Source organism: Achromobacter sp. FW305-C-13, from assembly GCF_058783475.1.
Genome location: NZ_JBYSYN010000004.1, coordinates 593858 through 607319 on the forward strand (window position 1 = coordinate 593858; position 13462 = coordinate 607319).

Below are 13462 nucleotides of genomic sequence, written 5' to 3' on the forward strand. Positions count from 1 at the left end.
ATACCATGGGAAAGATTACCGGCTTTATGGAATTTCAGCGTCTGCAGGAGGCCTCCGAGGCCCCGCAGAAGCGGCTGAAGAACTGGCGCGAATTCGTGCTGCACCTGACCGATGACCAGGCCAAGCAGCAAGCCGCGCGCTGCATGGACTGCGGCATCCCGTTCTGCAACAACGGCTGCCCGGTCAACAACATCATCCCGGACTGGAATGACCTGGTGTACAAGCAGGACTGGCGCCGCGCGCTGGACGTGCTGCACTCCACCAACAACTTCCCCGAGTTCACCGGCCGCATCTGCCCGGCGCCGTGTGAGGCCGCCTGTACCTTGAACATCAACAGCGACGCTGTCGGCATCAAGTCCATCGAACACGCGATCATCGACAAGGGTTGGGCCGAAGGCTGGGTCGCCCCGCTGGTGCCGGCCAAGAAGACGGGCAAGAAGGTCGCGGTCGTGGGCTCCGGCCCCGCCGGCATGGCGTGCGCGCAGCAACTGGCGCGCGCCGGCCACTCCGTGACGCTGTTCGAAAAGAGCGACCGCATCGGCGGCCTGCTGCGCTACGGCATCCCGGACTTCAAGCTGGAAAAGCACCAGATCGACCGCCGCATTTCGCAGATGGAAGCCGAGGGCGTGGAATTCGCGCCGTCGACCTACATCGGCAACCCGAAGGACCCCGTGGCCGATGGCCTGACGGTGCGCACGCCGGATTCGCTGAAGGCGGAATTCGACGCGATCGTCATGACGGGCGGTTCCGAAACCCCGCGCGACCTGCCGGTGCCGGGCCGCGAACTGTCGGGCGTGTACTACGCGATGGACTTCCTGCGCCAGCAGAACAAGGCCGTTGCCGGCGACCGCCTGACCGACCAGACGCTTGCGAAGGGCAAGCACGTGGTCGTGATCGGCGGCGGCGACACGGGTTCCGACTGCGTGGGCACGAGCAACCGGCACGGTGCGGCTTCGGTCACGCAATTCGAACTGATGCCTCAGCCGCCCGAGTCCGAAAACAAGACCATGACGTGGCCGTACTGGCCGCTGAAGATGCGTACGTCCTCCTCGCACGAAGAAGGCTGCGACCGCGACTGGTCCGTGACCACCAAGCTGCTCAAGGGCAGCAACGGCAAGGTCGAAAAGCTGGTCGGCGCCCGCGTCGAATGGTTCAAGGACGACGCCACCGGCCAGATGAAGATGCGCGAAGTCGAGGGCTCGGAATTCGAGATCAAGGCTGACCTCGTGCTGCTGGCCATGGGCTTCGTGTCGCCGGTGCAGACGGTGCTGGACGCTTTCGGCGTGGACCGGGATGCGCGCGGCAACGTGCGCGCCAACACCGACGACTACCGCACCAACGTCGAAAAGGTATTTGCCGCGGGCGATATGCGCCGGGGCCAGTCGCTGGTGGTCTGGGCCATCCGCGAAGGCCGCCAGTGCGCGCGTTCGGTGGATGCCTACCTGATGGGCGCGAGCGAACTGCCGCGCTGATCCTTTTCTTCTGAAAAGCCCCGTTCGCCGCCTTCGCGCCCCCGCGCCAAGGCGGCGAATGCATTCAGGCAGGCGACATTCGCGTTTCCGTAAGATGCGCCATCGCCCCCTCCCTTGCCCGCCATGTCCTCCGACGCCGCCACCGCTCCGCCCACCTTGCCGCAGATCTTCCTGGCGTTCACCAAAGTCGGGCTGACGAGTTTCGGCGGGGGCTTGAGCGGCTGGATGATGCGGGAATTCGTGCAGCAGCGGCGCTGGATGTCGGAATCCGATTTCCTGTCCGGGCTGGCCCTGGCGCAGTCCTTTCCCGGTGTGAACGTGGTGAACCTGGCCATCTGGATCGGCTTCCGGCTGCGCGGCGGGCCCGGCGCCTTGCTGGGCGGCCTGGGCATCACCGTGGCGCCCATGCTGATGGCGATTGCGCTGGCGGCGCTGTTCGCCAGCATGGCGCAGTCGCACGGCCTGCACGTGGCGATGGCCGGCGTGGCCGCCGCCGCGGTGGGCGTATCGCTGCAGACGGGCTTGCGCGCCGCGCGGCGGGCCTTGATCGGACGGGTGCCCGCCGCCATCATGCTCTGCACCTTCATCGCCATCTTCCTGTTACGCCTGCCGCTGCTGTGGGTGGTGGGCGTGATAGCGCCGTTGTCGATCTTCATTGCGTACACGCGCATCCGCCGGCAGGAGCCGCGCAAATGAACCTGGCGACGCTGCACGACCTGTTCGCGGTGTTCACGCCGCTGTCATTCCTGACCGTGGGCGGCGGCCAGAGCATCCTGCCGGACATCCATCGCCAGGCGGTGGACAGCTACGGCTGGATCAACGATGCGCAGTTCCTGGACTACTTCGCGCTGTCGCGCATCACGCCCGGACCGGCCTCGCTGCTGGTGACCCTGATCGGCTGGCACGTGGGCGGCTGGGCCGGCGCGATCGCGGCGTCGATCGCCATCTTCCTGCCGTGCTCGCTGCTGATCTACGCGCTGGCGCGGGTCTGGGCGCGCTACCGGCATACCGCCTGCATTCGTTCCATCGAAGCCGGGCTGGTGCCGGTGGCCGCCGGCATGATCCTGGCCTCGTCATGCACGATCCTGCGCGCAGCCGAGGGCGGCGCGTGGGCCTGGGCCGTGGCGGCCGCCTCCACCGCGGCGCTGGTCTATACGCGCATCAGTCCTTTCATCATGCTGGGCCTGGGCGCCGGCGTTTTTTTGTTGGCGCTTGCATAGGAACTGTCTGATTCCTGTTGCCGGGCCGCCACGGCGACTTCCGCATCTTTTCACGGTTTGACACATATCAACCGGGCCCTGCGCCAGGTTTGAGAACCTGTGGTCTCACCCTCATGGAAAGATCGGAGAAGAAAAATGTTTTCGCTGAACGGGCGTTTCCGCGCCACCGCCATCGCCGGCCTGATCGCCGCCGGCGCACTCGCCGCTCCCGCGCATGCCCATGAGGCAGGCGACGTGCTGTTCCGGGTGGGCGTGACGCAGGTCCGTCCTTCATCCAACAACGGGTCGGTGCTTGATGGCAGCGTCAAGCTCGACGTCAACAACAACGTGCGCCCGAGCTTCACGCTGGGCTACATGGTCACGCGCAACATCGGCATCGAACTGCTGGGCGCCTGGCCGTTCGAACACGACGTCAGCGGCAGCGGCCTGGGCAAGATCGGCTCCAGCAAGCAACTGCCGCCCACGCTCAGCCTGCAATGGCACATCCTGCCCGACAGCATGATCCAGCCCTACATCGGCGTCGGCATCAACTACACGCACTTCTTCGACACCAAGGCCGAAGGCGCGCTGAAGGGCTCGAACCTGAAGCTGGGCGACTCGTGGGGCGTGGCCGCGCAATTGGGCGCGGACTTCAAGATCAACGAACGCTGGTTCATGAACGCCGACATCCGCTACATCGACATCAAGTCGAAGGTGAAGCTGGACGGCCAGCACATCGGCACCGCACGCATCGATCCGTGGGTGGCCACGCTGGGCGTGGGCTACCGCTTCTAAGCGATCAACTGCTGGCGCAACGCCTGCAGCGCAGGCGTATCGTCATCCGCACGCCAGACCAGCTGGGTCTGCGCGTGCGCATACGAGCCGGACAGCGCGCTGACGCAGACCGAATGTTCCGCACCCAACACCGCCAGCACCGAACGCGGCACGATGGCGACACCTGAGCCTGCCGCCACGCACGCCACGATGGCGTGATACGACGCAAACTCCATCACCCTGCCTGGCGCCAGGCCTTCGTGGTTCAACCACGATTCCAGGATGCGCCGATACGAACACCCTGCCGCAAACGCGATGACCGTGCGGTCGCCAAGATCCCGGGCGCTGGTGATTGCTCCCCAGGCCAGCGGCGAAATCAGCGTCAGCTCTTCTTTGAAGGCATCGATGGCCGCCAGGCCGTCCGCCGAAAACGGCTGGGCCACGAACGCCGCATCGATGTCGTAGTTGCGTACCTTGGCCGCCAACGCGCCGGACGTGCCCGTGACCAATTCGATTCCCACCTGCGGCCACGCCGCGTGATAGGCCGCCAGGATCGGCGGCAGGCGCGCGGCTGCCGTGCTTTCCATCGTGCCGATGCGCAACACGCCTTGCGGCGCGCCATCGCGCACCGCAGCCTGCGCCTCGTCCGACAGGCGCAGCAGACGGTCGGCGTACGACAGCAGCACGCGCCCCTGGTCCGACAACACCAGACGGCGGTTCTGGCGCCGAAAGAGTGGGGCATTCAGCGAGGCTTCCAGCTGCTTTAACCGCGTCGAGACATTGGACTGCACTCGGTTCAGGTGCTGGGCCGCGCGCGCCACGCCGCCCTGATCGGCCACCGCCTTGAAGATCTGCAACGCGTCGAGATCCAAGTTTCTCATTTCAAGAACCTATGTTCTTAATAATTCACTATTAAAGATATTAGTACAGCCGTAGAGTGGATGCATGTCAACGCCTGCTTACCCTTCCGTTCCCGACTCCCGCAGCGCCGCCAGCCTGGCCTGGCCCGCCGCTCTGGCGCTGGCCGCCGCCATGGGGATCGGCCGTTTCGCCTTCACCCCGGTCTGGCCGCTGATGGCGCAGGAAGGCGGCTTGTCTTTGGCGCAGGGCAGCTGGATCGCCTCGGCCAACTATGCGGGCTATCTGCTGGGCGCCCTGGCGGCCGTCGTCTGGCCGGTGCGCCACCCGCGCGGCCAATTGGCGCTGAGCCTGCTGGCGGTAGCGCTGCTGACGCTGGCCATGCCGCTGATCCATGACGTCGCTTTCTGGTGCGCGCTGCGGCTTGCGGCGGGGTATGCCAGCGCCAGCGCCTTCATCTGCGTGGCCAGCTCGCGGCCCGTGCCGGCGGGCGACCCGCGCGAGCCCGCGGCGTCGGGGCTGACCTATGCCGGCGTGGGCGCGGGCATCGCGCTGACGGGGCTGGCCTGTCTGGCGCTGATGGCCTGGGGCGTCCGGGCCGACGGCATGTGGCTGGCCCTGGGCGGGTTGACGCTGGCCCTGTCCGCCATCGCCTGGCCGGGGCTGAACCGACCCGCCGTCTCCGCCCGGCCATCGGCCGCCGCCGCGCGACCCGCCCCGATGTCCCCCGCGATTCCCCGGCTGGCGCTGCACTACGGCGTATTCGGCGTGGGCTACATCATTCCCGCCACCTTCCTGCCCGCGATGGCCAAGGAGGTCATCTCCGACCCCGCCATCTTCGGCTGGGCCTGGCCGCTGTTCGGGTTGGCCGCGGCGGTTTCCTGCCTGCTGGTTCCCAGGCTTGCGCGCGGTCGTGACGACAAGCGCGTCTGGCAGGGCGCCCAGGCGCTGATGGCGCTGGGCATGCTGGCCGTGGCGCTGTGGCACCACATCGCCGCCGTGATCGTGGCCGCGTTGCTGGTGGGCGGCACCTTCATGGTGATCACGCAGGCGGGCATGCTGACCGCCCGGCGCGCCGCCAGCGCCGCTGCCCCCCGGGCCGCCGCCATCATGACCGCCGCGTTTGCCGCCGGACAGATTCTGGGGCCGCTGCTGGCCTCGTGGGCCGCGCACTGGGGCGCGGGCCTGCCGCAAGTGCTGGGCGCCGGCGCGGGCCTACTCGCGCTCTCGGCCTGGCGCTTGGGAAAAATCACGACAGAAGACAAAGGCGCTGGGCATAATGCGATCGGCCCGCAGGGCTGCACACATTAGAGAAAAGAACGAGGAGTCACCCAGCATGAAATCTTTGCGCCCCCTGATCGCCGCGTTGGCGGCCGTTGCCGCTTTCAGCGGCGCCGCCCAGGCCCAGACCGCCGACTGGCCCGCCAAACCCATCACCATGATCGTTCCCTACGCGCCGGGCGGCTTTGCCGACACACGCGTGCGGCTGCTGGCGCGCAAGCTGGGCGAATCGCTGGGCCAGCCCATCGTGGTCGAGAACAAGGCAGGCGCGGGCGGCGTGGTCGGCACCAACCTGATCGCCAAGGCTGCCCCGGACGGCTACACCATCGGCACGGGCAACCTGGCCCCCATGGCGGTGAACCCGTCGCTGATGAAGGAAATGCCGTACAACCCGCAAAAGGACCTGGCGCCCATCGTCCTGATCGAAAACAGCCCGCTGGTGCTGAGCGTGAATAACGAGCTGCCGGTCAAGACGCTGGCCGACTTGATCGCGCTGGCGAAGAAGCAACCCGGCAAGCTGTCCTTCGGTTCGTCTGGCGTGGGCGGCGCGCACCACCTGTCGGGCGAAATGTTCCGCGAACAGGCCAAGATCGACATCGTGCACGTCCCTTACAAGGGCGGCAGCCTGGCCGCGACCGACCTGATGGGCGGCCATATCTCGATGATGTTCGAAATGGGCTATTCCGCGCTGCCCGCCATCCAGGGCGCCAAGATCCACCCCATCGCCGTCACGTCCGCCAAGCGCCTGGACGTGCTGCCTGACGTGCCGACGATGGCCGAATCGGGCCTGCCGGGCTTCGAGTCCTACAACTGGCAGGGCATCGTGGCGCCGGCGGGCACGCCGGCGCCGATCATCGCCAAGTTGAACGCCGAATTCAACCGCATCCTGAAGGAACCGGATGTGCAGAAGGCCATCGCCGACACCGGCAGCCAGGCCGGCGGCGGCACGCCCGAAGAATTCGCGGCCTTCATCAAGAGCGAAACCGAGAAGTGGGCCCACGTCATCAAGGCTGGGAACATCCAGCTTCAATAACCCCTAGGAGTCTTCCCATGGCCACCCGTCTGCTTGACCTTCTGAAGTTGGACCATCCCATCATCCAGGCCCCCATGGCGGGCGGCGCAACCACGGTGGAGCTGGTGTCCGAGGCGTCGAAAGCGGGTGTCCTGGGGTCGCTCGGGGCGGCCTACATGAGCCCTGAGCAGATCGAGGCGGCGGTGGCGGACATCCGTGCCCGCACGCCGCGCCCGTTCGCCATCAACCTGTTCGCATCCGTGCCGGAGCAGCCCACCCAGGGCGACACCGGCCGCATGCTGGCCCTGATGGCCCGCTACCATGAACAATTGGGCCTGCCGGCCCCCGCCGCGCCCGGCCCGCAGGCCGACCCGCTGCCCGGACAGATCGACGCCGTCCTGCGGCTGCGCCCGGCGGTCTTCAGCTTCACCTTTGGCCGGATCCCGGGCGACGTGCTGGCGCGCTGCCGTGAACTGGGCATCCTGACCGTCGGCACGGCCACCACCGTGCGCGAGGCGGTCGCGCTGGAGCAGGACGGGGTAGACGCCGTCGTGGCCCAGGGGGCCGAAGCGGGCGGGCACCGCGGCACCTTCCTGGACGATTTCGAACAATCGCTGATCGGCACCATGGCGCTGGTGCCGCAGATGGCGGACGCGGTTTCCGTGCCGGTGATCGCCTCCGGGGGCATCATGGACGGCCGCGGCATCGCCGCCGCGCTGGCGCTGGGCGCCGAGGTGGCGCAAATGGGGACGGCCTTCCTCACAACAGACGAGTCGGGCATCAGCGACGCCTACAAGGCCGTGCTGCCGGCATCGCGCGCCGAACAATCCCGCGTGACCCGCGCCTTCTCGGGCCGGCCCGCGCGCGGCATCTCCAACGCCTTCATGCGCGACGCCGACGCCATCGGCGCCGACATCCTGCCGTATCCGCTGCAGAATGCGCTGACCCGCCCCATGCGCACGGCGGGCGGCAAGGCCGGCAATATCAACGTGCTGTCCCTGTGGGCAGGGCAGGCCGCCCCGCTGGCCCGGCGCGAACGCACGGCCGACCTGGTCGACCGCCTGGCCCGGGAAACCCTGGCGGCCCAGGCGCGCCGCTGAGCGCCGGTCAGGTCCCGCCCGGCGTCCGGCGCCGGGGCGGGCGATTGTCCCTGATACCGAAAACACTGTTCCACTGGCGACCTATCGCATTGTGATTACAAAGCGTCGGGCTACAATGGCGCCTCGCCGCTGGGGGCCAGAGTCCGTCTTGGTCCCCCGCACCTGAGATAACCGGGCGCTTCCCGACGCAGCCTGTCTTGCCCGCGCCGCCCCGGTTAGCCGTCCTGCGTGTCGACAAGGCAACAGGGCAAGCTCCGCCACCGAAACACCCATTTCGTTGCCCATGCCCGCTCAAACAAGCAGCACCCCGGAATTCGCCCTGCGCCTGGAAGGTGTGGCGCTAGGCTACGGTGATTTCACCGTCTTGCGCGATATCTCCATGGACGTGCGCGCGGGCCAAGTGGTCGCCGTCATGGGCGGCTCGGGTTCGGGCAAGACCACGCTGTTGCGGGCGGCCACCGGCCAGCTCGTCGCGCAGCAGGGCCAGGTCCTGGCGTTCGGCCAGGACATCGGCCGCGCCAGCCGCGCCGAACTGCAATCCTTGCGCAAGCGCATGGGCGTGCTGTTCCAGCAGGGCGCGCTCTTCACCGACCTGAATGTGTTCGAAAACGTCGCGTTCCCGCTGCGCGAACACACCAAACTGTCCGAATCCGACATCACCGACCGCGTCCTGGACAAACTGGACGCCGTCGGCCTGCGCGCCGCGGCGCACTTGAAGGTGGCCGAGATCTCCGGCGGCATGGCGCGCCGCGTCGCGCTCGCCCGCGCCGTGGTGCTGGAACCCGAACTGATCCTGTACGACGAACCCTTCGCCGGGCTGGACCCGATCTCGCTGGGCATCACCGCCCGCCTGATCCGCAGCCTGGCCGACCGCCTGGGTTGCGCCTCGGTGCTGATCACCCACGACGTGCAGGAGTCCTTCGCCATTGCCGACCAGGTGTACCTGGTGGGGCAGGGCAAGCTTGCCGCCGCCGGCACCCCGGAATCGCTGTCGGCCTCGCAAGACCCGTATGTCCAGCAATTCCTGAAAGGCGAACCCGACGGCCCGGTCGCGTTCCAGTATCCCGAAACGCCCGCTTTCCAGAAGTGGCTTTCCGAACAGAAAGGGCGCAAAGCATGAGCGGATCCCACAATCCCGTGAGCGCGCTGGGCGGTTGGGTGCGCAACCTCGTCTCCGGCATCGGCTACTTCACCCGCTTCTTCGGCGGCATGCTGGCACGCAGCGGCATCGTGTTCTCGCGCCCGCGCCTGGTCTCGCAACAGGTCCATTTCATCGGCAACTATTCGCTCCTGATCATCGCCGTGTCCGGCATGTTCGTGGGCTTCGTGCTGGGGCTGCAGGGCTATTACACGCTGAACCGCTATGGGTCCGAAGAAGCGCTGGGGCTGCTGGTCGCCCTGTCGCTGGTGCGCGAACTGGGTCCAGTCGTGACGGCGCTGCTGTTCGCGGGCCGCGCGGGCACGTCCCTGACCGCCGAAATCGGCCTGATGAAGGCCGGCGAACAACTGTCGGCCATGGAAGTCATGGCCGTCGACCCGATCCGCCGCGTGCTGGTGCCGCGCCTGTGGGGCGGCATCATCGCCATGCCCATCCTGGCGGCAGTGTTCTCCATGGTGGGCATCCTGGGCGGCTGGGTCGTCGGCGTCCTGATGATCGGCGTGGACGCGGGCGCGTTCTGGTCGCAGATGCAAAGCGGCGTCGATGTCTGGAACGACGTGGCCAACGGGGTCATCAAGAGCCTGGTGTTCGGCGTCACGGTGACGCTGGTGGCGCTCTATGAAGGCTGGCAGGCTCGGCCCACCCCCGAAGGCGTCGCCCGCGCCACCACGCGCACCGTGGTCGTGGGCTCCCTGGCGGTACTTGGGCTGGACTTCCTGCTCACCGCCTTGATGTTTGGAAATTGAAACGGATCGATCATGTCACGCGAAAAAACCGACTTCTGGGTAGGCCTGTTTGTACTGCTGGGCGCGATCGCGCTGGTGTTCCTGGCGTTGCGCGCTGGCAACCTCAGCACCTTTTCCTTCGCCCCGACCTATACGCTATCGGCCAATTTCGATAACGTAGGCGGCCTCAAGCCGCGCGCCGCGGTCAAAAGCGCTGGCGTCGTGGTGGGCCGCGTGTCCAGCATCACCTTTGACGACAAGACTTTCCAGGCGGTCGTATCGGTGAATCTGGAGAAGGCCTACCAGTTTCCCAAGGACACATCGGCGTCCATCCTCACGTCCGGCTTGCTGGGCGAACAGTACCTGGGCCTGACGGCGGGCAGCGAAGAAGAGAACTTTACCGACGGCGGAAAAATCCGCTATACACAAAGCGCGGTTGTGCTTGAACAGCTGATCAGCCAGTTCCTGTACGGCTCCGCGGAGAAGCAGGGCGCGGCCTCAGAACCCGAACCCGCCGCGAAAGCGCCAAATTGAAGACGATGCGAAAGAAGCCGTAACAGGCTGCACTTGGCCATCGCAATATCATAAGAATCGTCGATAGGAATGCCCTGATCATGAACAAGAACGCAATTTCCCGAATTGCCACCATCGCAGCGGCGGGTGCGCTGATGGCCGGCTGCGCCGCGCCGCAGAACCCGGATCCGCGCGATCCGTGGGAAGGCTTCAACCGGGGCGTCTACAAGTTCAACGACACGGTCGACCGCGCGGTATTCAAGCCGGTCGCTCAGGCCTATACCTTCGTCACGCCGCAGCCCGTTCGCAGCTGCGTGCACAACATCTTCAGCAACGTCGGCGACCTCTGGTCCGGCGCCAACAGCTTCCTGCAGGGCCGCGGCCACGACTTCGTGAACACGCTGGGTCGCTTCCTGTTCAACACCACGATGGGCGTGGGCGGCTGCTTCGACGTGGCCTCGGCCAACGGCGCGCGCAAGATCCCCAATGACTTCGGCACGACGCTGGGCGTATGGGGCTTCGGCCAGGGCCCGTACCTGGTGCTGCCGTTCTTCGGCTCGTCCACGGTGCGCGACGGCGCAGGCCTGGTCGGCGATTTCTACGGCACGACCTACGGCTACATGGGCGTCGACTCCATCGACAACGTGCGCCTGCGCAACTCGCTGTGGGGCCTGCGCCTGGTCGACACGCGCGCCAGCCTGCTGAACGCCACCGACACGATCGACCGCGTCGCGCTGGATCCGTACAGCTTTATCCGCGACGCCTACCTGCAACGCCGCAACGCCATGGTGCTGGGCCACCGCGTGGAAGACGAAGGCGCCCTGCCCAACTACGAAGACGACGAGGGCGATGCCCCTGCCGCCGGCAAGGCCGCCCCCGTGCCGGCACCCGCAACCAAGTAAGCTGTGGCTTGCGTTCATCGGTACAGTAAGGAGTTTTGATGCGATTTGCTTTTGTTTCCCTGTTGCAGCGCCTGACTTTCGCGGGCCTGCTGGGCCTTGCCGCCGCCGGCGCCGCGCAGGCCAAACCCGACCCCAACGGCTCGCCCGACCAGTTCGTCCTCGCGACCGCCAATGAAGCGCTGGACGTGCTCAAGGCGGACGGGGCCGTCAAGGCCGGCAACACCACTCGCATCAACGAAGTGGTCAACCAGCACATCCTGCCCTACGTCAACTTCCAGAAGACGACGCGCCTGGCCGCAGGCCGCTACTGGCGCCAGGCATCGGAACAGCAGAAGACGGCCCTGGCCGATGCGTTCCGCGGCACGCTGGTGCGCACCTATAGCGGCGCACTGACCCGCGTCACGCCCAGCACCACCGTCAAGGCCCTGCCGTTCCGCGGCGACCCCAAGGCCGACGACGTGGTCGTGCGCACGCTGATCAGCCAGGCCAACGGCCAGCCGACCGGCGTGGACTACCGCCTGGAAAAAACGCCGCAAGGCTGGAAGATCTACGACATGAACGTCGAAGGCATCTGGCTGATCGAGAACTACCGCAACCAGTTCGCGCAGCAGATCAACCAGAACGGCATCGACGGCCTGATCAAGGCCTTGAACCAGCGCAACCAGTAATTCCCCGGTTCCGGCTGCTGTCGGCCCGGCGCGCCCTTAGTGGCCCGCCGGGCCAATTATTTAAGGGACGGATGATGCCTCCATCCCTACGCCGCCCGGGGCCATAGGCGCTTGCCGCCACGGCGCGCTTATATAATGATCAATTCGCTCTTTCCGGGCACCTCCCCGCCGTCATGTCAGCCGTCAGTCTAGAAAACGTCTCCAAGGTCTACTCGCCGCGCCAGCGCGGCTGGCAGAAGCTGCTCGGGCGCACGCCCGCTCCCGGCTTCCAGGCGCTGGACCATGTCAGCCTGAACATCGAGCACGGCGAGTTCTTCGGCCTGCTCGGCCCCAACGGCGCGGGCAAGACCACCCTGATCTCCATCCTTGCCGGCCTGGCGCACGCCTCGTCCGGGCGCGCCACCGTCTGTGGCTACGACGTCGTGGCCGACTACAAGTCGGCGCGGCGCGCGCTGGGCGTGGTGCCGCAAGAGCTGGTCTACGACCCGTTCTTCACGGTGCGCGAGACCCTGCGCATCCAGTCCGGCTACTTCGGCCTGCGCAACAACGACGACTGGATCGACGAGATCCTGTTCAACCTGGGCCTGGCCGACAAGGCCGACAACAACATGCGCGCGCTGTCCGGCGGCATGAAGCGCCGCGTGCTGGTGGCGCAGGCGCTAGTGCACCGTCCCCCCGTGATCGTGCTGGACGAACCCACCGCGGGCGTGGACGTGGACCTGCGCCGCACCCTGTGGGAATTCATCTCGCGCCTGAACAAGGCCGGCCACACGATCATGCTGACCACGCACTACCTGGAAGAAGCGGAAGCCCTGTGCGGCCGCATCGCCATGCTCAAGCGCGGCCGCATCGTGGCCCTGGACACCACGCAGGCCCTGATGGCCCGCGTCGGTGGCGTCGACCTGGAAGACGCGTTCGTGCGCATCATGCATCAGGGCGACGAGCCCGCCACGCCCGCCCTGCAACCCGAAGAGATTTCGTCATGACGCCGCCCACCGCGACCGCCAGCCAGCCGCTGGTGCAGCCCCGCCTGGATGCGGGCTCCGGTTTTCCGACCCTGCTGCGCAAGGAGCTGCTGCGCTTCTGGAAGGTCGGTTTCCAGACCATCGCCGCCCCCGTCATCACGGCGCTGCTGTACCTGCTGGTGTTTGCGCACGTGCTGGAAGGGCGCCTGATGGTGTACGGCACCGTGCCCTACACCGCGTTCCTGATCCCCGGGCTCATGATGATGAGCATGCTGCAGAACGCGTTCGCCAACCCGTCCTCGTCGCTGATCCAAAGCCGCATCACGGGCAACCTCGTCTTCATGCTGCTGCCGCCGCTGTCGCACCGCGACATCTTCGGCGCCTTCGTGCTGGCGGCCGTCGTGCGCGGCCTGGCCGTGGGCCTGTGCGTGTGGGCGGTGGCGCTGTTCTTCGTGTCGCTCGTCCCCGCCAACCCGCTGTGGCTGCTGGTGTTTGCCGCGCTGTCCTGCGGCATCATGGCCGTGCTGGGCGTGGTGGCGGGCCTGTGGTCTGAAAAATTCGACCAGCTGGCCGCCTTCCAGAATTTCCTGATCATGCCCGCGACGTTCCTGTCCGGCGTGTTCTATTCCATCCACACGCTGCCGCCCTTCTGGCAGAGCGTGTCCCACTGGAACCCCATCTTCTACGCCATCGACGGATTCCGCTACGGGTTCTTCGCGGTGTCGGACGTCTCGCCCTGGCGCAGCCTGGCGGTGGTGACGGCGGTGTTCCTGGCGCTATCGCTGTATGCGCTGCGGCTTCTGGCCAGCGGCTACAAACTCAGGAACTGACGTC

Annotated in this window: 15 protein-coding genes; 14 read left to right on the forward strand and 1 reads right to left on the reverse strand. The window is 66.8% G+C overall.

The annotated features are described in order from the left end of the window. The first annotated feature begins 5 nt into the window (after positions 1–5). The 4 genes from AC3WMU_RS26275 to AC3WMU_RS26290 all read left to right on the forward strand — a co-directional run bounded on the left by AC3WMU_RS26275 (position 6) and on the right by AC3WMU_RS26290 (position 3466). Positions 6–1472, forward strand: coding sequence for a glutamate synthase subunit beta (locus tag AC3WMU_RS26275; protein WP_006224556.1), 1467 nt, complete (start codon positions 6–8; stop codon positions 1470–1472). A 123-nt stretch (positions 1473–1595) separates the two neighbouring features. Then, entirely contained in the window at positions 1596–2168 is a 573-nt protein-coding gene (locus tag AC3WMU_RS26280; protein ID WP_006224555.1) for a chromate transporter, read from the forward strand. Next, complete coding sequence (locus tag AC3WMU_RS26285; RefSeq protein ID WP_280027264.1) at positions 2165–2692, forward strand: chromate transporter; 528 nt, start codon at positions 2165–2167, stop codon at positions 2690–2692. Before AC3WMU_RS26280 ends, AC3WMU_RS26285 begins: the two co-directional genes overlap by 4 nt. A gap of 135 nt (positions 2693–2827) precedes the next feature. Next, the gene (locus AC3WMU_RS26290; protein ID WP_006224553.1) at positions 2828–3466 is read left to right on the forward strand and encodes an OmpW/AlkL family protein; all 639 of its coding nucleotides are present in this window, start codon (positions 2828–2830) and stop codon (positions 3464–3466) included. On the opposite strand, the gene AC3WMU_RS26295 is transcribed toward AC3WMU_RS26290, so the two are convergent. Next, on the reverse strand, positions 3463–4326 hold the full coding sequence (locus AC3WMU_RS26295; protein ID WP_280027263.1) for a LysR family transcriptional regulator: 864 nt from the start codon (positions 4324–4326) through the stop codon (positions 3463–3465). The two genes, AC3WMU_RS26290 and AC3WMU_RS26295, sit on opposite strands and share 4 nt — an antisense overlap. Before the next feature lie 64 nt (positions 4327–4390). Here AC3WMU_RS26295 and AC3WMU_RS26300 point away from each other — a divergent pair, with 64 nt between their 5' ends. The 10 genes from AC3WMU_RS26300 (at position 4391) to AC3WMU_RS26345 (ending at position 13458) form a co-directional block, all read left to right on the forward strand. Beyond that, on the forward strand, positions 4391–5614 hold the full coding sequence (locus AC3WMU_RS26300; protein ID WP_492283173.1) for a YbfB/YjiJ family MFS transporter: 1224 nt from the start codon (positions 4391–4393) through the stop codon (positions 5612–5614). Between the two features lie 25 nt (positions 5615–5639). Further along, positions 5640–6617, forward strand: coding sequence for a Bug family tripartite tricarboxylate transporter substrate binding protein (locus tag AC3WMU_RS26305; protein WP_280027260.1), 978 nt, complete (start codon positions 5640–5642; stop codon positions 6615–6617). 17 nt (positions 6618–6634) lie between these two features. Next, positions 6635–7696, forward strand: coding sequence for an NAD(P)H-dependent flavin oxidoreductase (locus AC3WMU_RS26310; protein WP_492283174.1), 1062 nt, complete (start codon positions 6635–6637; stop codon positions 7694–7696). Between the two features lie 283 nt (positions 7697–7979). Then, positions 7980–8816, forward strand: coding sequence for an ABC transporter ATP-binding protein (locus tag AC3WMU_RS26315; RefSeq protein WP_006224548.1), 837 nt, complete (start codon positions 7980–7982; stop codon positions 8814–8816). Continuing rightward, positions 8813–9601 carry a lipid asymmetry maintenance ABC transporter permease subunit MlaE gene (gene mlaE / locus AC3WMU_RS26320; RefSeq protein WP_006224547.1) on the forward strand — a complete coding sequence of 263 codons (789 nt, stop codon included), beginning with the start codon at positions 8813–8815 and terminating at the stop codon, positions 9599–9601. The genes AC3WMU_RS26315 and mlaE overlap by 4 nt, the downstream gene beginning before the upstream one ends. A 12-nt stretch (positions 9602–9613) precedes the next feature. Continuing rightward, positions 9614–10114, forward strand: coding sequence for an outer membrane lipid asymmetry maintenance protein MlaD (gene mlaD, locus AC3WMU_RS26325; protein ID WP_006224546.1), 501 nt, complete (start codon positions 9614–9616; stop codon positions 10112–10114). Between the two features lie 80 nt (positions 10115–10194). After that, entirely contained in the window at positions 10195–10995 is an 801-nt protein-coding gene (locus AC3WMU_RS26330; protein ID WP_280027257.1) for an MlaA family lipoprotein, read from the forward strand. A gap of 38 nt (positions 10996–11033) precedes the next feature. Beyond that, the gene (locus AC3WMU_RS26335) at positions 11034–11663 is read left to right on the forward strand and encodes an MlaC/ttg2D family ABC transporter substrate-binding protein (protein WP_006224544.1); all 630 of its coding nucleotides are present in this window, start codon (positions 11034–11036) and stop codon (positions 11661–11663) included. Positions 11664–11836: 173 nt separating this feature from the next. Then, positions 11837–12649, forward strand: a complete 813-nt coding sequence (locus tag AC3WMU_RS26340; RefSeq protein ID WP_006224543.1) for an ABC transporter ATP-binding protein — start codon at positions 11837–11839, stop codon at positions 12647–12649. Next, complete coding sequence (locus AC3WMU_RS26345; RefSeq protein WP_492283175.1) at positions 12646–13458, forward strand: ABC transporter permease; 813 nt, start codon at positions 12646–12648, stop codon at positions 13456–13458. The genes AC3WMU_RS26340 and AC3WMU_RS26345 overlap by 4 nt, the downstream gene beginning before the upstream one ends. The last annotated feature ends 4 nt before the right edge of the window (positions 13459–13462 follow it).